A 16,796-nucleotide genomic window follows, 5' to 3' on the forward strand; every position below is an offset into this window, starting at 1 on the left:
GGGCATTCCTTTGCAGGCAAATAATGAGAAAGGATAGGTGCAACAAAACATTTCCAAGCTACCACCATGAGGGCCTGGTACGGGAGTCCCTGAAGTGGGATGTGTCGCACAGAAATGTAAAAGCGGCGCAGAAACGCAAAAAACCCAGGGGGAGGACAGCTTGTCGGCTGTGGCTGCTGTTCAGTCGCCGAGCAGCGCCAACGTCCGGGTGTCCGTCTTGCCGTCATAAAATTGCGTGAGCGCCCGCTGGAACAGCAGCGGCTCGGGCGCTACCCGGGCAAACAGGGTCAGGCAGGATCGCAGTTTGAGTTCGTCGGGGTGGCCAAGGATCTGCAACGCGCTTTTGTCCGGGTGCTGCAGCAGGGTTGCAACGCAGCGCTCCAGGCGTGGCCCCAACAGTTCATGCTGCAGGTAAGCCCGGGCTTCCTCGGCGCCGCTGATGGCGTAGCGCTCGGCGGTTTCGCTGTGCCCCAGGCCCCGCAGCTGCGGGAAGATGAACCACATCCAGTGGCTGGTCTTGCGAGCCGCCTGCAGCTCCTGCATAACCCGCTCATACACCGGCTCCTGGGCGTCGACGAAACGAGAGAGATTGAAGGGATCAGCCATGTTGTCGCTCCCTTGCAGCGTTGAATGTGCACTCACACAGGTCAGCATAGAGCAGGGCAGATTGCATTTCTTGTGTGGGGGCCGGCAATGAACGTTGGCTGCGCTTTGTTGATTGCCATCAACGCAGGCTACTGCCCGCCGCGCTAGTCTCCAGCCCAGTACCACACTCGCGCCGAGGCCCCGATGCTTTACCCGCTGCTGTTAACCCTGCACCTGTTCGCCGCAGTGATGTTCATCGGTACGGTGTTCTTCGAGCTGTTGTTCCTGGAGCACATCCGCAAACAGCTGCCGGCCAAACTCATGCTCTTGCTCGAACAGGCCATCGGCCAGCGCGCCCGGCAGTTGATGCCCTGGGTGCTGCTGGTACTGTTCGGCGCCGGGGTGGGGATGGTCTGGCAGCGTTACCTGCCGGTGCTGGCCGCGCCGCTGAGCTCGTCGTTCGGCACCTTGCTGCTGGTGAAGGTCATCGTTGCCGGTAGCGTACTGGTGCATTTTCTGATTGCCATGCTGCTGTTCAGGACCGGGCAGATGAGCAGCGGCCGGGTGAAGTTCATTCATCACAGCGTTTTCGCGCATCTGCTGCTGATTCTGGTGCTGGCCAAGGCCATGTTCTACCTGACCTGGTAGCCAGTCGCACGGCGCTTGATGCAAATCAAGGCCCCCCGGCCGCTCTGGGCAGACACTCAGGTTCCGCAGCCTGTCTCGGAGCCCTGCAATGCTCGATACTCTTCATCGCTACCCCGCGCAGATACCCCCGTATGGGCAGTGGCCGAGCGAGCCCAGGGGGCATGCCGATACCCGCAGGTTTCACGCCGGGATCGGTTCGCTGGACGTATTGCGTGCGCTGCGTGCCAGCCGCCAGCAACTGCGCCCGTTGTCCTTGAGCCTGCAAGTGCCGGCCGGGCTCGAGAATCTGGAGCAGGAGCGCTATCTGCACTGCCTGCGGCGGGAAATCGCCCTGGTGGGCTGTCACCTGAGTGCCGAGCAGCGCGTCGAGCAGTTCCAGCTGAGCGCTACCCGGCTGGACGCTGCAGCGTTGCAGCAATTGATGGCGCACCTGCGCAGGCGCTTTACCTTCCTTGAGCATGAGCTCGGTGACTACGGCGTCGAGGTCGATCTGCAGCACACCGATTGGGCGAGCATGGGCCTGTTGCGTGAGCTGGGCTTCAACCAGGTCAGCATCGGCGTGCCGGATTGCACATCGGACGGTGCGCTGTCGGCCGCGCGCTGGCAGAACCCGGCGCCGATTCACTCGCTGATCGATGCGGCGCGGACCTTTGATTTTCGCTCGGTCAGTGTCGACCTGGGCTACGGCCACGCCTGGCAGACCCCGGACAGCTTCGCCCGCAAGCTCGCCACCCTGATCGAGCTTGAGCCCGACCGCCTGCAGGTGTTCGATTACAGCCAACCGCCGCCACGCTATGCCCGCAGTGCCCGGCAAGCGCCCTGCAGCGAGCAGGACAAGGCGCAGATGCGGCGCATCTGTTTTGAGCAACTGTTACAGGCGGGCTACCAGCCCATCGGCCTGGGCCAGTTCGTGCGCGCCGACGACGACCTGGCCATCGCCCAGGAGCGCGGGCGACTGCGCCGCAATTGTCAGGGTTTTACCCGCCATGGTTACTGTGACCATGTCGGCTTCGGGCTGGGGGCGATCAGCCAGTTCGACGCGCTCTATGCGCAAAATGCGCTAACCCTGGCGCACTATCTGCAACAGCTGGGCAACGACCAGCTGGCCACCTGCCGCGGCTGGCGCTGCGAGGCCGACGACCAGGTGTGCCAGCGGGTAATGGAACGCCTGGCCTGTGATCTGGAGCTGGATATCCAGGCCATCGAAAGCCGCTATGGCCTGGACTTTCGCCAGCACTTCGCCAGCGCCTGGCGCCAGCTGGAGGCCATGAGCCGCGCCGGGCTGGTCGAGTTGGGCGCAGGTTACATCAGCATATTGCCCGCAGGCCGAGTGGAAGTGGATGCCATCTGCCAGTTGTTCGAACAGAGCAGCCCGGGGCTTTCCCTCCATCAGCAATGGGTCGATCACGATGCCAGCCTTTGAATTCAACCGCGCCCTGGTGCAAAAGTACGACCGTCCGGGCCCGCGCTACACCTCGTACCCGACCGCACCGCAGTTTCACCCGGCCTTTGCCCTCGATGACTACCTGCAGGCGGTGCAGGCCAGCAACCAGGCGCCGATGGCCAAACCGCTGTCGGCCTATATCCATATCCCGTTCTGCCAGAGCCTTTGCTATTACTGCGCCTGTAACAAGATCATCACCGGCAAGACACACCGCGCGGCCGAGTACCTGGGCTACCTGAAGCGGGAGATCGCTTTGCAGGGCGCGCTGTTCGAGCGCAGCCGCAAGCTGACCCAGCTGCACCTGGGCGGCGGCACGCCGACCTACCTGAGCAATGCGCAACTGGCCGAGTTGATGGATTGCCTGCACCAGGCCTTTAACCTCGATGACAGCGACGAGCACGAGTTTTCCATCGAGGTCGACCCGCGCACCGTCAGTACCGGGCAAATCCAGATGCTGCGCGGCCTGGGCTTTAATCGCCTGAGTTTCGGCGTGCAGGATTTCGATGCCGACGTGCAGGCCGCGGTCAATCGCCGGCAAAGCGAGGCGCAGATTTACGCCTTGGTCGCCGCCGCGCGCCACGCGCGCTTCAAGTCGATCAGCGTCGATCTGATCTATGGCCTGCCACTGCAAACGGTGCAGAGCTTCGACGTGACCCTGGAAAAGATCATCGCCCTGCGCCCGGACCGCATTGCCGCCTACAGCTACGCCCACCTGCCCGAGCAGGTCCGCGCCCAGCGGATGATCCGCCGCGAAGACATGCCGCCGCCGGAGCGCAAGCTGGAGCTGCTGGAGCTGACCATCCAGCGCCTGACTGAAGCCGGTTACGTGTACATCGGCATGGACCACTTTGCCTTGCCGGACGACGAACTGGCCCTGGCCCGCGCCAAGGGCACCCTGCAGCGTAATTTTCAGGGTTACTCGACCCACGCCGACTGCGACCTGATCGGCCTGGGCGTGTCGGCCATCGGCAAGGTCGGCGACAGTTACAGCCAGAGCGTCAAGCTGCTGTCGCAGTACTATGCGCGGCTCGACCAGGGCCTGTTGCCGATCCAGCGCGGCTACCGCCTGAACGCCGACGACCTGTTGCGCCGCGAGGTGATCAACCAGTTGATGTGCCATGGCCGTGTCGATTTCGCCACCTTCGAGGCGGCCCATGGCATCCGCTTCAACGACTACTTCGCCGAGGCCCTGGAGCAGTTGGCCGAGCAGGTGGATGACCAGTTGCTGGCGCTTGACCGGCACGCCTTGCAGTTGCTGCCCCAGGGCCACTTGATGATGCGCAACACCGCCATGGCCTTTGACGCCTACCTGGGCGGTGGGCGCAAAGGCCAGTTCTCGCGCACGGTTTAATGCGAGGTACCTTCGGCGAACTCGATCTTGTTGCCGACGTTGTACTTGCCCGAGGGCTTGTTCATCGGGATGCGCTTGAGCTCCTTGAGGGTCTGGCTGTCGTAGACGATCAGCGCGCCGTCGTTAGCCCAGATGCTCAGCAACAGGTAGCGGCCGTCGTGGCTGAACTCGACGTGGGCGGCGGTCTTGCCCGGTACCGGTCGCAGGGTGTGGGCGATCTCCAGGGTCTGCTTGTCGATCAGGTGGATGGCATCGTTGTCGGGGCCGAAGAATACATCGGTCCAGGCATAGGCCGAGTTGGCGTGGCTGCGCATGAAGAAGCCCGGGCCCAGGGTCGGGATCTCCTTGATCACGTTCCAGGTCTTGAGGTCGATCACCGAGATCAGCCCCTTGCTGATGTTCGGTGTGGCGAACACCCAGTCGCCGCCGCGTCGCCACCAGGTGCCGGAGCCCAGGTGCGGCATGCCGGGCAGGGCGATGCGGCTGAGCACCTGGCCGCTGTCAAGGTCGATCACCTGGCCGCCGTTGGCCTTGCGTGAGGTGGCCAGCAGCTGCCGGTAGTCCGGCGAGAAGGAGAAGTCGTCGAGAAAGTCCTCGGCGGCAATGCGCCGCGGCACGAAGTCGGGCTGGCCGGCGCTGGACAGTTCCCACACCTCTTTCACGTCCTTGAGCGCAACGATGAAGCTGTCTCGCGGCGGCGCCGTGTACACCGCGCTGACCCGCGACGGCGTGCCGTCCTGGCCAACGGCGGCGATGGTTTTCACCGGCCTCAGGTCGCGGGCATCGAGCAGCACCAGGTTGCCCGGCAGGTAGTTGCCCACCAGCACCCAGCGCCCGTCCTTGCTCACCGCCAGGTTGCGGGTGTTGAGCCCGGTGCGCACTTCGGCGATCAGCTTGAGGTTGTGCAGGTCGTACTGGCTGACCCAGCCGTCGCGGGAGGCGAAGTAGACAAAGCGCCCGTCAGGGGAGAATTTCGGCCCGCCATGCACGGCAAAGTGCGAGGCAAAACGGGCCAGTACGGTAAAGCGGTCGCCGTCGAGGATGTTGATGTGATGGTCGCCGGCTTCGACCACCACGAACAGGTTCAGCGGGTCGGCGCCGTGCTGGGGGGGGCCGGGCAGGCTGTCGATAGCGTTGAACACCTGGTGGCTGGCGCGGATCTCGCTGTCGCTCCAGGTCGGTGGCGTGGCCGGAGGCCGTTGCAGGTAGGCCACCAGGTCGTCGATCCGGGCTGCGCTCAATACCTGGGCAAAACCGTTCATCTGGCTGGCCGGGCGACCGCCGGTGATCACCTGGCGGATCTCGGCGGGTTTGATCCGGCTCAGGCTCTCCGGCAGCAGGGCCGGGCCGCTGGCACCGAAGCGATGGGTGCCATGGCACTGCTGGCAATGTTGTTGGTAGTCCGCGGCGGCCTGGTCAAGGGCCGGGCCGCCTTGGGCCGAAGCCATCCATAACCATGGGACAAGGGCCAGGGCTTTCATGGCGCGACCTCGGCGGCCAGCGCGGCACCGGCAAAGTGCGCCGGGTAGCGCAGCGCCTGCTCGGCGAACAGCCCGACCACCTGGCCGATCACCGTCAGCGTCGGCGTGGCGGCGGGGCATTGGCGGGCCAGCATTGGCAACTGCGCCAGGCTGCCGCGCAGCACCTGCTGATCGGCGCACGTGCCCCGGCTGATCAGCGCCGCCGGCGTGTCGGCGGCAAGCCCGGCGCCGATCAATTGCTCGGCGATCAGCCGCAGGTTGGACAGGCCCATATAGAACACCAGGGTCTGGCTGCTGTCGGCCAGGTTATGCCAGGGCAGGTTGAGTTCGCCGTCGTGCTGCAAGTGGCCGGTGATAAAGCGGCAGGAGTTGACCAGGTCGCGGTGGGTCAGGGGGATGCCGGCATAGGCGCTGCAGCCGGCGGCGGCAGTGATGCCCGGCACCACCTGGCAATCGATGCCGTGCTGCAGGAGGTGATCGAGCTCTTCGGCGCCACGGCCGAAGATGAACGGGTCGCCACCCTTGAGCCGCACCACCCGCTGGCCCCGGGCCGCAAGGTCGACCAGCAACTGGTTGATCTGTGCCTGGGGCAGGCTGTGGTAGCCGCTGATCTTGCCGACGTAGTGGCGGCTGCAGGCGGTAGGGATCAGCGCCAGCAGTTCGCCGCTGATCAGCCGGTCGTACACCACGGCATCGGCCTGCATCAGCAGGCTCCAGGCGCGCAGGGTAAGCAGGCGCGGGTCACCGGGCCCGGCGCCGACCAGGGCGACTTCCCCGGGGTTGAAGGGCGAGTGCAGGGCGGCAGGTAGAACGGAGGCACAATGCATGAGGGCGTTCCTTGATCCATCATCAGGGGCGCCGGGTTGTCGCCTGTGTCGGCGGCTTGCCCGGTCAGGTTGTCAATGCGTGACGCAAGGAATGCAGGGGGGCGGCGGCAGGCCGATTTCTTCATCGCTCAGGTGGCAGCCGGGGTCCTGGCCCCAGAGGTCACCGGCGGCCCAGGCGCGGGTGCGGGTGTTGCCGTTGCAGATGCTCAGCCAGCGGCAGGCGGCGCAGCGCCCGGTCACCGCCCGGGGATGCTCGCGCAGGCGCAGCAGCAGAGGGGCGGGCTGTTCCAGCCACAGGGTGCGGAACGGCGTGCGGCGTACATTGCCCACCGAGTGCTGCCACCAGTAGGTGTCGGGGTGCACCTCGCCGGTGTTGTCGATATTGGCGATGGCGCAGCCTGAGGCATTGCCGCCCCAGGCGCGCAGCATCTGTTCCAGTTGCGCGTAGTGTTCGGGTAGGCGACGCGCGGTCCATTGCAGCAAGAGGATGGCATCGGCATCGTTGTTGCCGCTGACGAAGTCGCTGTCGCGCCCGTGCTGGATATCATCCCAGGCCTGGTCGAACAGCAGGTTCATCGCCTCGCGGCTCATCTGCTGCAGTGCGTCGAGCTTGCGGCTGCGCTTGCCGCGGCCGCTGTAGTTCAGGTGCGAGAGGTAAAACTTGTGCACGTCACAGTCGCGCATCAACGCCAGCAGCTGCGGCAATTGCGCGTGGTTGTCCTGGGTCAGGGTGGTGCGCATGCCGACCCGAATACCGTGTTCGCGGCACAGGCGCATAGCCTTCAGTGAACGGGCGAAGCTGCCGTTGAGCTGGCGAAAGGCATCGTGGGTGGCCTCAAGGCCATCGATGCTGATGCCGACGTAATCGAAGCGGGCCGCGCGTACCTGGGCAATGTTGCCTTCATCGATCAGCGTGCCGTTGCTCGACAGGGCGACGAACATGCCTTTGTCGCGGGCATGGGCGCTGAGCAGGAACAGGTCGCCGCGCAGCAGCGGCTCGCCGCCGGAGAGGATCAGCACCTTGACCCCGGCCTCGGCCAAGTCGTCGATTACCTGCAGGGCCGCTTCGGTGTCCAGCTCGTCGCGAAACGCGCTATCGGCCGAGGTGGCGTAGCAGTGCTTGCACGTCAGGTTGCAACGGCGCAGAAGATTCCAGATCACCACCGGCGGGCGCGTGCTGCCCGCCGGGCTGGTACGAGGGGCCGGGCTGTGGCCGGCCAGGGTGCGCAGGTAGTGGCTGATCCTCAACATGCAACGCTCCTTGGTTCAGGGGCCGGTGGGTAGGCGTAAACCGGTTTTTTTCAGAATGCGGCTGCTCACCAGCATGTCGTCGGCCCGGCAGGCATCGCCCAGCAGGTAGCGCAGGTGCTCGCGGTAGCTGTTGATTTCAGCGCTGCTGCGGCCATGGACCATGGCGAACAGGTTGTAGCGCCAGTCGCCGCTGCGCGGGCGCTGGTAGCAGTGGCTGACGAAGGGCTGGGCGCCGATCAGCCGGCCCAGGCGGGGCATCTGCGAATCGTCGACATCCCAGACGGTCATGCCGTTGCAGCAATAGCCCAGGCGGTAGTGGTTGGGCACCGCAGCGATACGGCGGATGGCGCCGTCGGCCTGCAGGCGCTTGAGCAGCGCCAGGGTCGCCTCGACGCTCAGCTGTAACTGTTCGGCCAGCCAGACCCATGGGTCGTCGACCAGCGGCAGGCCGGCCTGGGTCAGTTCCACCAGGCGCAGGGCCAGGGCCTGTTCAGACCGGGAAGTACAAGCCGACATGGTAAGTCTGCTCCTTGGGCAGGTTCAGCGGGGTCAGGCCGGTGCCCTGTTCGATGCGCCGTAGCGCGTCGTTGAGGGCTTCGAGGCTGGCGCAGCCGAGCACGAACCACATGTTCCAGGGGTGTTCGCGTCGGTAGTTGTGGGCGACTTCAGGCATGGCCGCAAGTACCGCGGCGACGGCCTCGAAGCGCGCCTCGGGGACCTTCAGCGCCGCCAGGGTAAAGGCACCACCCAGGCGCTCGATGTCGAACATCGGCCCAAAGCGGGTCAGGGTGCCGTCGTCGAGCAGGCGTTGCAGGCGTTCGCGCAGCTGCTCGCTGCTGCTGCCCAGCTCCTCGGCCAGCACCTGCCAGGGCTGAGGCACCAGCGGCAGGCCCAGTTGCAGGCGGTTGATCAGGCGACGGTCGAGTTCATCCATGGGGGCGGGCTCCAACAGGGGCGAAGCGGCCGCCGCATTGTTTGAACGCCTGGGTGCTGAACAGCAGTTGATAGGGCAGGTCGCTGAGCTGGTGCCGTTCGAGCAACCCTGCGATCTGCGCCTCGACCCGCTCGCGCTGGCGGCCATGAACCATGCAGAACAGGTTGTAGCGCCACTGCGGCAAGCGCCGCGGCCGCTGGTAGCAGAGGCTGACCTGCGGCTCGCGCCCCAGGCGCTGGCCGACTTCGTCGATCAGCGCATCGGGGATGTCCAGCACCAGCATGGCGTTGGCGGTAAAGCCCAGGGCGCGGTGATTGAGCACCAGGCCCAGGCGGCGGAACAGGCCTTGCTGCTGCCACTGGTCGAGCTGCGCCAATACCTGCTGCTCTTGGGCACCGATCTGCTGCGCCAGGGCCTGGTAAGGCCGGGGCAGCAACGGCAGGCCGCTTTCGAGCAACCGTCGCAGGGCCAGGCGCTGCGTGGAATCGAGCGGGCAACTCATGGTGCGTCTCCCAGGGCGAAGCCCAGGTCGATGCGGTAGGCGGTGAGCATCGGCAGGTCCAGCGGGGTCAGGCCGGTGTCGGCTTCCAGTTCGTCGAGCACCCGCTGCAGGTGCGGGCGGTCCGGCCCGGTCAGCACGAACCAGAGGTTGTAGTGATGCTCGCGGGCATAGTTGTGGTTGACCTCGGGGTACTGGCTGACGCGTTCGGCCACCTGTTGCAGGCGTTCGGCAGGCACGGCCAAGGCAGCCAGGGTGCTGGCGCCGGCGCGGTGGTGATCGAACACCGGGCCGATGCGCGACAGGCTGCCGCGCTCGGCCATCTGCTGCAGGCAGGCAATCACCTGCGCTTCGCTGCAGTCCAGCACCTGGGCCATCTCAAGGTAGGGCTCGGCGCAGATCGGCATGCCATGCTGGAAACGTTCGATCAGGCGCTGTTCAAGGGCGAGTAGCGGCATCTCAGTACCCCATCTGCTGGGCGCGGCTGCTAAAGAAGATGCCACTGGGGGCCGCGGCCGGCAGGGTGGCGAGGCGCTTGAGGCTGTACGGGTCCCAGACCTGCACCTGGTTGCCGTCACGTACCGACAGCCACAGCTGGTCGCCGCGGGCGGTGAACTCCATGTGCAGCACGGCGGGGCCTGGCTTGAGGTCGGCGACCAGGGCGTGGCTCTCGGTATCGATGACCTGCACCCGGTCGTTGTCCGGGTAGGCAAAGTTGACCCACAGCTGGCGTCCGTCCGGGCGCGCGGTGACAAACACCGGTTGCCCGGCGACGGCGATGGCGGCGGTCTGCTGCCAGGTGCGGGCATCCATCACCAGTACCTGATGGCGTCCCACCGCCGGGACGAAGGCCTGGTTGTCGGCCAGCGCCCAGCCTTCCAGGTGCGGCATTTTGTACACCGGCAGTTTTTCCTGGCCGCGACCATAGTCGCCGAGCACGCGCTTGACCCCGCGCTCAGGGTGCCAGAGGTCAAGCTGGGCCATGCCGTCTTCGCCGAACAGGCCGGCCATGTAATAGCGGCCATCGGCGCTGATCAGCGCGTCGTAGGGCTGCTGGCCGATATTGGCAAAGCGGGTGATCTTCGGCGTGTTGCCCAGGCTGAAATCGGCACTCCAGATCTCGCCGCTGTCGAACAGGCTGAACACGAAGCGCTGGCCGGGCGCGTCCACCAGGCCGACCACCCGCGAGCGCTTTTTACCGTCGGCGAGCAGGGTGGCGGGAATGTCCGCGACCAGTTCCAGGCTGTGCGCATCGAAGACCTTGACCCCGCCGGGCACATAGTTGGACACCGCGATCAGCTTGCCGTCCTGGCTGATCGCACCGCCGATGCTGTTGCCGCCTTGGATCAGGCGTTTGTCGATGCGTTGTTCGAGCAGGTCGAGCTTGCTCAGGCCGCCGTCGCGGCCGAACACGTAGGCATAACGTTGATCGCGGGAAAACACCGCCGAGGCATGGGACAAATCGCCCAGCCCGTCGATCCGCGCCAGGGCCTTGCCCGCGGTGCTTTCGATGATTTGCACGCTACCGCTGGCGCGCTCCACCACCAGGCCCAGGTCGCCACTGCCGCGCGGCGGCGCCTGGGTACAGGCGGACACCAGCAGTGCGCAGGTGGCGGGTATCAGTACGCGTCGGATCATGGGGCGGGGGCTCCTTGCACAAGGTGATCGACCAGCCAACCGATGTCGTCGGCGCTCAACAGCGCCTCCCAGGCGGGCATGGCGGTGCCGGGGCGGCCCAGGCGCACGGTAGCGATCAGGCCGTCACGGGGTTTGCCGGCCAGGGCCGCCGGGGTCAGTTCCGGGCCCAGGCCGCCGGTCAGGTGCAGGCCATGGCAGGCGCCGCAGTCCTGGGCCAGCAGGTGTTTGAGCTGCGCCTGGCGCAGGGCGTCAGGCGCGCTGAAAACGGGGGGGCAGAGCAGGAGGGCCGCCAGGCACATAACAGCGCGGTGAGTTTTCATGACGCCCTCCTTGGGTGGGTTACTTGAGGCTCAAGACCCAGTTGGCCAACTGTTTTGCTTCATCATCACTGACCGCATTGGCCGGCATCGGGATCGGCCCCCAGTTGCCTTGGGTACCGTTCTTGATATGGCTGGCCAGGGTGTCGGCGGCGCCACTGACGCCGGCGTTCTTGGCCGCCACGTCCTTGAGCGCCGGGCCTACCAGCTTGGCGTCGACGGCATGGCAGGCAACGCAGGACTTGCTCTGGAACAGCGCCAGCCCGTCATCGGCCAGGGCCGTTTGCAGGCTCAACGCAGCGGCCAGGGTGCACAGTGACAGCAGGGTATTTTTCATGACGACTCCTTGCGTTGATGAAGCTCAATAAATGTCGTGTTGGGTGTTGTAGACATTGAACTTGCCGGTTGGCGTGATCAGCCGCTTGTCCTTGATCACCTGCTTGAGCGCCAGGGTCTTGTCGTCGATCACCACCAGCGCCGACTCTTCGGTCTGGCCGTTCCATACCGAGAACCACACCTCGTCACCGGCCTTGTTGTATTCGGGCTGGACCACGCGCAGGGCGCCTTGCTTGATCCCCGAGTACTCGGCGATCGGCAGCACCTTGTAGCCGGCGTCGAGCTTGTCGATGTCGAACACCGCCACCGACTGGCTGAGCTTGGCGTCCGGGTTGAGGGTGGTATCGACGTACAGGTGGCGCGAGTCGGGGTGGGTCTTGATGAACAGCGAGCCGCCGCCCTGGCCCTTGAGCGAGCCGACCTGTTTCCAGGCGTACTGCGGGTGCTTGAGCGGGTCGGTGCCGATCATCGAGATGCCGGCATCGCCCAGGTGGCTGGTGGCCCACACCGGGCCGAACTGCGGGTGCACGAAGTTGGCGCCACGGCCGGGGTGCGGAGTCTTGCCGACGTCGACCAGGGCAGTCAGGCGGCGCTCCTTGGAGTCGATCACCGCGACCTTGTTGGCGTTGTTGGCCGCCGTCATGAAGTAGCGGTGGCTGCTGTCCCAGCCGCCGTCATGCAGGAACGGCGCCGCGTCGATGCTGGTGATGGTGAGGTTCTTGATGTCTTCGTAGTTGACCAGCATGACCTTGCCGGTTTCCTTGACGTTGACGATGAACTCCGGCCATTCGTGGGAGGCGATGATCGCCGCCACTCGTGGCTCGGGGTGGTACTCCTGCTTGTCGACGGTCATGCCGCGGGTCGAGACGATCTGCTTGGGCTCCAGGGTCTCGCCGTCCATGATGGTGAACTGCGGCGGCCAGTAGGAACCGGCGATGGTGTACTTGTCTTCGAAGCCCTTGAACTTGGAGGTCTCCACCGAGCGCGCCTCGATGCCGACCTTGATCTCGGCGACCTTGGTCGGCTCTTTGGGCCACAGGTCGATCATGTCGATGCGCGCGTCGCGGCCGATCACCAGCAGGTAACGGCCGGACGCCGAGATCCGCGAGATGTGCACGGCGTAGCCGGTCTCGATGAGCTTGACGATCTGCTTGCTGTCGCCATCGATCAGGGCGATCTTGCCGTCGTCGCGCAGGGTCACCGAGAACAGGTTCTGCAGGTTGAGCGTACTCAGCTGGCGGGTAGGGCGGTCTTCGGGCTTGACCAGCAGCTTCCAGGTGTTGCGGGTTTCGGCCATGCCCCACTCCGGCGGCGTTGGCGGGGTGTGCTGGATGAACTGGGCCATGCTGGTGATCTGCGCCTTGGTCAGCGCGTTGGAGGTGCCCCAGTTCGGCATACCGGCTGGCGAGCCATAGCTGATCAGCGCTTCCAGGTAGGCCTGGCCACGGGCCTGGGTGATGTCCGGGGTCAGCGGCTTGCCGGTGGCGCCCTTGCGCAGCACGCCATGACAACCGGCGCAGCGCTGGAAGTAGATCTCCTTGGCGGCATCGAAATCGGCCTGGGTCATGTCCGGCGCGCCGGCCGTGGTGACCATGGCCGGTTGCGCGGCAGCGCTTTTCTGCTCGGCGCCGACGCTGGTGGGCAACGCCAGCGCCAGCGCCGAACAGAGGCTGGCGAGGCTCAGGGCAAAGATTTTTCGATTACTGATCAGCATTCCTTCTCTCCTCAGGCTAGACCTTTGCGATGTGCTGGAACGCCAGGACAGAGCGCAGGTTCTTGGTGCCGGGAAAGGCTATGCCGGAGCAGGCCGCGGACCGCTTGACGGCGATCAAGTTTGCCGGCCATGGTGCTTGCCAGGTTGTCGCAGGGGCTCTTAGCGTGGTGGTCGAACCCGCTGTCTACCCAGGTAAGCCATGGACCTCACAGAACCTCGCTGCGAACCCTTCTATCAAGCGCACGGCAACGAACGGGCATTGTTCGAACAGGCCTGGCGCCACGGCATGCCGGTGCTGATCAAAGGCCCCACCGGCTGTGGCAAGACCCGCTTCGTCCAGCACATGGCCCAGCGCCTGCACCTGCCGCTGCACACCGTGGCCTGCCACGATGACCTCAGCGCCGCCGACCTGGTCGGCCGCCACCTGATCGGCGCCCAAGGCACCTGGTGGCAGGACGGCCCGCTGACCCGTGCGGTGCGCGAAGGCGGCATCTGCTACCTCGACGAAGTGGTCGAGGCGCGTCAGGACACGGTGGTGGTGTTGCACCCGCTGGCCGATGGCCGCCGCGAGCTGTTTCTCGAACGCACCGGCGAAGTGTTGCAGGCGCCGCCGTCGTTTATGCTGGTGGTGTCCTATAACCCCGGCTACCAGAACCTGCTCAAGGGTATGAAGCCCAGCACCCGCCAGCGCTTCGTGGCGATGCGCTTCGACTACCTGCCCGCAGCCGAAGAAGCGCACATCGTACGCCGTGAGGCCGGGGTCGATGGCGCCCTGGCCAACCAGATCGTCAAGCTCGGCCAGGCGCTGCGCCGCCTGGACCAACACGACCTGGAAGAGGTGGCCTCGACCCGCCTGCTGATTTTTACCGCGCGCATGATCGCTGCCGGCATGCACCCGCGAGAAGCGTGCCTGGCCTGCCTGGCCGAGCCGCTCACCGATGACCCGCTGACGGTCGCGGCGTTGATGGACGTGGTCGATGTCCACTTCCCTTGAGCCAATGCCCCGGCAACTGCCGGGCGACCTGGCGATGTGGCTGTTCATCCTCGCCGAGCTTTCGGTGTTCGCCATCCTGATCCTGGCCTTTGCCGTGACCCGGCAACTCAAGCCGCAGCTGTTTGCCACCAGCCGCGCCTTGCTCGACAGCTCCACCGGCCTGGCGATGACCCTGAGCCTGCTCAGCGCCGGGCTGCTGGCGGCGCTGGCCCAGGTGCAGGTGCGCAAGCACCGGTCGCGGCGGGCGGCAGTGTTGCTGCTGGCCGCCTTGCTGGTGGCCAGTGTCTATGTGGCGCTCAAGCTCGGCGAATACCGCCACTTGCTCGGCGCCGGGCTGGGCATCGAGCACAACACTTTCTTCACCTTGTACTGGATCCTCACCGGCTTTCACTTTCTCCATGTCCTGCTCGGCATGCTGATCCTGGCCTGGCTGGCGCAGATGGCCTGGCGTCGCAGCCTTGGCCCGGGCACCTGCAGCGGCTTTGAATCCGGGGTGCTGTACTGGCACATGGTCGATCTGGTCTGGGTGTTGCTGTTCCCGCTGGTTTACCTGCTCGGGTGAGGAGGGCGCATGCCGACATCGATATTCCTGCTGCTGTGCTGGCTTGCCTTGACATGCCTGAGCCTGGGCACGGTGATGCTCGGCCAGGGCGCGCTGATCCTGCTGCTGGCAGTGGCCAAGGCCTGGTTGATCACCGATGGCTTCATGGAACTGCGCCACGGTCCGCAGCGCTGGCGCTGGTTGCTGCTGAGCTGGGCCCTGGTGTTGGCCGCGCTGGTGGGCCTGAGCCTGGTCGCTAATACCTGAGTAAAACCATCGGCGTTTCTTGATCGCCATCAAGCAGGTTTTTACCCCGCGCTTTCTATCATGGCCAGGCCAAGCAATGAGGAAGCGACCATGTCAGAGACCTTCACCAAGGGCATGGCCAGGAACATCTATTTCGGGGGAAGCGTGTTCTTCTTCCTGATATTCCTGGCTTTGACCTACCACACCGAACAGACCTTTCCCGAACGCAGCAACGCCGCGCAATTGACCGACGCGGTGGTGCGCGGCAAGACGGTCTGGGAGCAGAACAACTGCGTCGGCTGCCACACGCTGCTGGGCGAGGGCGCGTACTTTGCGCCGGAGCTGGGCAATGTGTTCAAGCGCCGTGGCGGCGAAGAAGGCTTCAAGCCGTTCATGCATGCCTGGATGAAGATGCAGCCGCTGGGCGTGCCCGGCCGCCGGGCCATGCCGCAGTTCAACCTGAGCGAACAGGAAGTCGACGACATCGCCGAATTCCTCAAATGGAGCTCGAACATCAACACCAATGGCTGGCCGCCAAACCAGGAGGGCTGAGTGATGAACGTTGCCAATCCGCATCTTAAATTTGCCTCCCAGGCCGTTGCCAAACCCTACTTCGTGTTCGCCCTGATCCTATTCCTCGGCCAGGTGCTGTTCGGTTTGATCATGGGCCTGCAATACGTGATCGGGGACTTCCTGTTCCCGGCCATTCCGTTCAACGTGGCGCGCATGGTGCACACCAACCTGCTGATCGTCTGGCTGCTGTTCGGCTTCATGGGCGCGGCGTATTACCTGGTGCCGGAAGAAGCCGACCGCGAGCTGCACAGCCCAAGGCTGGCGATCCTGCTGTTCTGGGTGTTCGCCGCCGCCGGTGTGCTGACCATCCTCGGCTATCTGCTGGTGCCCTATGCCGGCCTTGCGCGGCTGACCCACAACGAGCTGCTGCCGACCATGGGCCGCGAGTTCCTCGAGCAGCCGACCATCACCAAGCTGGGCATCGTCGTGGTCTGCCTGGGCTTTCTCTACAACATCGGCATGACCCTGCTCAAAGGCCGCAAGACCACCGTGAGCATGGTGATGATGACCGGCCTGATCGGCCTTGCGGTGTTCTTCCTGTTCTCCTTCTACAACCCCGGCAACCTTGCCCGCGACAAGTTCTACTGGTGGTGGGTGGTGCATCTTTGGGTCGAGGGCGTGTGGGAGCTGATCATGGGCTCGATGCTGGCCTTCGTGCTGATCAAGATCACCGGGGTTGACCGCGAGGTGGTGGAAAAATGGCTGTATGTGATCATCGCCATGGCGTTGATTACCGGCATCATCGGTACCGGCCACCACTTCTTCTGGATCGGTGCGCCCGAGGTGTGGCTGTGGGTCGGCTCGATCTTCTCGGCACTGGAGCCGCTGCCGTTCCTGGCCATGGTCATGTTCGCCTTCAGCATGGTGAAAAACCGCCGCCGCCAGCACCCCAACCGCGCCGCCACCCTGTGGGCCAAGGGCACCACGGTCACGGCGTTCTTCGGCGCCGGCGTCTGGGGTTTCCTGCACACCCTGGCGCCGGTCAACTACTACACCCATGGTACCCAGCTCACCGCCGCCCATGGCCACCTGGCCTTCTACGGCGCCTACGCAATGATCGTCATGACCTTGATCAGCTATGCCATGCCGCGCCTGCGCGGGCTCGGCGAGGCCGCCGATGAGCGCTCGCAGACCCTTGAGGTGTGGGGCTTCTGGCTGATGACCCTGTCGATGGTGATGATCACCTTGCTGCTCACCGCCGCCGGCGTGGTCCAGGTGCTGTTGCAGCGCTGGGCCGAAGACGGCAGCGCCTTGCCGTTCATGTCCACCACCGATCAGTTGCGCGGGCTGTTCTGGGCGCGGCTGGTCAGCGGCGTGGGCTTTCTCGCGGGGCTGTTGTGCTACCTGCTGAGTTTTCGCCAGCGTGGCCGCGCCGCCTTGCGCGCACCGGCCAGGGTAGTGCCTTCGTGAACGGCAT

Annotated in this window: 20 protein-coding genes; 8 read left to right on the forward strand and 12 right to left on the reverse strand. The window is 65.1% G+C overall.

The features are described 5' to 3' along the window. Nucleotides 1–180: 180 nt before the first annotated feature. Nucleotides 181–606, reverse strand: a complete 426-nt coding sequence (locus BV82_RS12385) for a DUF1810 domain-containing protein (RefSeq protein WP_010221902.1) — start codon at nt 604–606, stop codon at nt 181–183. Nucleotides 607–789: 183 nt separating this feature from the next. Here BV82_RS12385 and BV82_RS12390 point away from each other — a divergent pair, with 183 nt between their 5' ends. From BV82_RS12390 to hemN, 3 genes are all read left to right on the forward strand, one after another. Continuing rightward, the gene (locus tag BV82_RS12390; RefSeq protein ID WP_010221903.1) at nt 790–1,233 is read left to right on the forward strand and encodes a CopD family copper resistance protein; all 444 of its coding nucleotides are present in this window, start codon (nt 790–792) and stop codon (nt 1,231–1,233) included. Between the two features lie 88 nt (nt 1,234–1,321). Then, complete coding sequence (locus BV82_RS12395) at nt 1,322–2,656, forward strand: oxygen-independent coproporphyrinogen III oxidase (protein ID WP_051636777.1); 1,335 nt, start codon at nt 1,322–1,324, stop codon at nt 2,654–2,656. Further along, nucleotides 2,643–4,028 (forward strand): oxygen-independent coproporphyrinogen III oxidase, encoded by a 1,386-nt coding sequence (gene hemN, locus BV82_RS12400; RefSeq protein ID WP_010221905.1) that lies wholly within the window; start codon nt 2,643–2,645, stop codon nt 4,026–4,028. The genes BV82_RS12395 and hemN overlap by 14 nt, the downstream gene beginning before the upstream one ends. Here hemN and BV82_RS12405 read toward each other — a convergent pair. The 11 genes from BV82_RS12405 to BV82_RS12455 all read right to left on the reverse strand — a co-directional run bounded on the left by BV82_RS12405 (nt 4,025) and on the right by BV82_RS12455 (nt 13,025). Continuing rightward, nucleotides 4,025–5,509: a nitrite reductase gene (locus BV82_RS12405; RefSeq protein WP_036995891.1), complete on the reverse strand. Its 1,485-nt coding sequence runs from the start codon at nt 5,507–5,509 to the stop codon at nt 4,025–4,027. The genes hemN and BV82_RS12405 overlap by 4 nt on opposite strands. Then, nucleotides 5,506–6,336: a uroporphyrinogen-III C-methyltransferase gene (gene cobA / locus BV82_RS12410; RefSeq protein ID WP_036995890.1), complete on the reverse strand. Its 831-nt coding sequence runs from the start codon at nt 6,334–6,336 to the stop codon at nt 5,506–5,508. Before cobA ends, BV82_RS12405 begins: the two co-directional genes overlap by 4 nt. 72 nt (nt 6,337–6,408) lie before the next feature. Further along, nucleotides 6,409–7,587 (reverse strand): heme d1 biosynthesis radical SAM protein NirJ, encoded by a 1,179-nt coding sequence (nirJ, locus tag BV82_RS12415; RefSeq protein WP_036995889.1) that lies wholly within the window; start codon nt 7,585–7,587, stop codon nt 6,409–6,411. Between the two features lie 15 nt (nt 7,588–7,602). Further along, complete coding sequence (ahbB, locus tag BV82_RS12420; RefSeq protein ID WP_036995888.1) at nt 7,603–8,103, reverse strand: siroheme decarboxylase subunit beta; 501 nt, start codon at nt 8,101–8,103, stop codon at nt 7,603–7,605. After that, complete coding sequence (locus BV82_RS12425) at nt 8,078–8,521, reverse strand: Lrp/AsnC family transcriptional regulator (RefSeq protein WP_010221911.1); 444 nt, start codon at nt 8,519–8,521, stop codon at nt 8,078–8,080. Before BV82_RS12425 ends, ahbB (BV82_RS12420) begins: the two co-directional genes overlap by 26 nt. Then, entirely contained in the window at nt 8,514–9,023 is a 510-nt protein-coding gene (gene ahbB, locus BV82_RS12430) for a siroheme decarboxylase subunit beta (RefSeq protein WP_010221912.1), read from the reverse strand. The genes BV82_RS12425 and ahbB (BV82_RS12430) overlap by 8 nt, the downstream gene beginning before the upstream one ends. After that, on the reverse strand, nt 9,020–9,478 hold the full coding sequence (locus tag BV82_RS12435; RefSeq protein ID WP_010221913.1) for an Lrp/AsnC family transcriptional regulator: 459 nt from the start codon (nt 9,476–9,478) through the stop codon (nt 9,020–9,022). Before BV82_RS12435 ends, ahbB (BV82_RS12430) begins: the two co-directional genes overlap by 4 nt. A 1-nt stretch (nt 9,479) precedes the next feature. Further along, entirely contained in the window at nt 9,480–10,658 is a 1,179-nt protein-coding gene (locus BV82_RS12440) for a cytochrome D1 domain-containing protein (RefSeq protein ID WP_036995887.1), read from the reverse strand. Further along, nucleotides 10,655–10,978 carry a c-type cytochrome gene (locus tag BV82_RS12445; RefSeq protein ID WP_010221915.1) on the reverse strand — a complete coding sequence of 108 codons (324 nt, stop codon included), beginning with the start codon at nt 10,976–10,978 and terminating at the stop codon, nt 10,655–10,657. Before BV82_RS12445 ends, BV82_RS12440 begins: the two co-directional genes overlap by 4 nt. Before the next feature lie 19 nt (nt 10,979–10,997). After that, nucleotides 10,998–11,312 (reverse strand): c-type cytochrome, encoded by a 315-nt coding sequence (locus tag BV82_RS12450; protein ID WP_010221916.1) that lies wholly within the window; start codon nt 11,310–11,312, stop codon nt 10,998–11,000. Between the two features lie 24 nt (nt 11,313–11,336). After that, nucleotides 11,337–13,025, reverse strand: coding sequence for a nitrite reductase (locus BV82_RS12455; RefSeq protein ID WP_036995886.1), 1,689 nt, complete (start codon nt 13,023–13,025; stop codon nt 11,337–11,339). Nucleotides 13,026–13,224: 199 nt separating this feature from the next. On the opposite strand from BV82_RS12455, the gene BV82_RS12460 reads away from it, so the two are divergent. The 5 genes from BV82_RS12460 (at nt 13,225) to BV82_RS12480 (ending at nt 16,789) form a co-directional block, all read left to right on the forward strand. Continuing rightward, nucleotides 13,225–14,019 (forward strand): CbbQ/NirQ/NorQ/GpvN family protein, encoded by a 795-nt coding sequence (locus BV82_RS12460; protein ID WP_036995884.1) that lies wholly within the window; start codon nt 13,225–13,227, stop codon nt 14,017–14,019. Then, nucleotides 14,003–14,581, forward strand: coding sequence for a cytochrome c oxidase subunit 3 (locus BV82_RS12465; RefSeq protein ID WP_026001241.1), 579 nt, complete (start codon nt 14,003–14,005; stop codon nt 14,579–14,581). The genes BV82_RS12460 and BV82_RS12465 overlap by 17 nt, the downstream gene beginning before the upstream one ends. Before the next feature lie 9 nt (nt 14,582–14,590). Next, nucleotides 14,591–14,827: a cytochrome C oxidase subunit IV family protein gene (locus BV82_RS12470; protein ID WP_036995882.1), complete on the forward strand. Its 237-nt coding sequence runs from the start codon at nt 14,591–14,593 to the stop codon at nt 14,825–14,827. 90 nt (nt 14,828–14,917) lie between these two features. Next, entirely contained in the window at nt 14,918–15,358 is a 441-nt protein-coding gene (locus tag BV82_RS12475; RefSeq protein ID WP_010221921.1) for a c-type cytochrome, read from the forward strand. Between the two features lie 3 nt (nt 15,359–15,361). Then, nucleotides 15,362–16,789, forward strand: a complete 1,428-nt coding sequence (locus BV82_RS12480) for a cbb3-type cytochrome c oxidase subunit I (RefSeq protein WP_010221922.1) — start codon at nt 15,362–15,364, stop codon at nt 16,787–16,789. Nucleotides 16,790–16,796 lie beyond the last annotated feature (7 nt).

Origin of the sequence: Pseudomonas donghuensis (assembly GCF_000696345.2) — a bacterium.
Lineage (GTDB): Bacteria > Pseudomonadota > Gammaproteobacteria > Pseudomonadales > Pseudomonadaceae > Aquipseudomonas > Aquipseudomonas donghuensis.

Coding starts and splice junctions, on each gene's coding strand:
- ahbB (WP_010221912.1), bottom strand. CDS start 9,023: ATGAGTTGCCCGCTCGATTCCACGCAGCGCCTGGCCCTGCGACGGTTG.
- BV82_RS12445 (WP_010221915.1), bottom strand. CDS start 10,978: ATGAAAACTCACCGCGCTGTTATGTGCCTGGCGGCCCTCCTGCTCTGC.
- hemN (WP_010221905.1), top strand. CDS start 2,643: ATGCCAGCCTTTGAATTCAACCGCGCCCTGGTGCAAAAGTACGACCGT.
- BV82_RS12480 (WP_010221922.1), top strand. CDS start 15,362: ATGAACGTTGCCAATCCGCATCTTAAATTTGCCTCCCAGGCCGTTGCC.
- BV82_RS12390 (WP_010221903.1), top strand. CDS start 790: ATGCTTTACCCGCTGCTGTTAACCCTGCACCTGTTCGCCGCAGTGATG.
- nirJ (WP_036995889.1), bottom strand. CDS start 7,587: ATGTTGAGGATCAGCCACTACCTGCGCACCCTGGCCGGCCACAGCCCG.
- BV82_RS12475 (WP_010221921.1), top strand. CDS start 14,918: ATGTCAGAGACCTTCACCAAGGGCATGGCCAGGAACATCTATTTCGGG.
- BV82_RS12435 (WP_010221913.1), bottom strand. CDS start 9,478: ATGCCGCTACTCGCCCTTGAACAGCGCCTGATCGAACGTTTCCAGCAT.
- cobA (WP_036995890.1), bottom strand. CDS start 6,336: ATGCATTGTGCCTCCGTTCTACCTGCCGCCCTGCACTCGCCCTTCAAC.
- BV82_RS12470 (WP_036995882.1), top strand. CDS start 14,591: ATGCCGACATCGATATTCCTGCTGCTGTGCTGGCTTGCCTTGACATGC.
- BV82_RS12405 (WP_036995891.1), bottom strand. CDS start 5,509: ATGAAAGCCCTGGCCCTTGTCCCATGGTTATGGATGGCTTCGGCCCAA.
- BV82_RS12395 (WP_051636777.1), top strand. CDS start 1,322: ATGCTCGATACTCTTCATCGCTACCCCGCGCAGATACCCCCGTATGGG.
- BV82_RS12460 (WP_036995884.1), top strand. CDS start 13,225: ATGGACCTCACAGAACCTCGCTGCGAACCCTTCTATCAAGCGCACGGC.
- BV82_RS12450 (WP_010221916.1), bottom strand. CDS start 11,312: ATGAAAAATACCCTGCTGTCACTGTGCACCCTGGCCGCTGCGTTGAGC.
- ahbB (WP_036995888.1), bottom strand. CDS start 8,103: ATGTCGGCTTGTACTTCCCGGTCTGAACAGGCCCTGGCCCTGCGCCTG.
- BV82_RS12440 (WP_036995887.1), bottom strand. CDS start 10,658: ATGATCCGACGCGTACTGATACCCGCCACCTGCGCACTGCTGGTGTCC.
- BV82_RS12385 (WP_010221902.1), bottom strand. CDS start 606: ATGGCTGATCCCTTCAATCTCTCTCGTTTCGTCGACGCCCAGGAGCCG.
- BV82_RS12455 (WP_036995886.1), bottom strand. CDS start 13,025: ATGCTGATCAGTAATCGAAAAATCTTTGCCCTGAGCCTCGCCAGCCTC.
- BV82_RS12425 (WP_010221911.1), bottom strand. CDS start 8,521: ATGGATGAACTCGACCGTCGCCTGATCAACCGCCTGCAACTGGGCCTG.
- BV82_RS12465 (WP_026001241.1), top strand. CDS start 14,003: ATGTCCACTTCCCTTGAGCCAATGCCCCGGCAACTGCCGGGCGACCTG.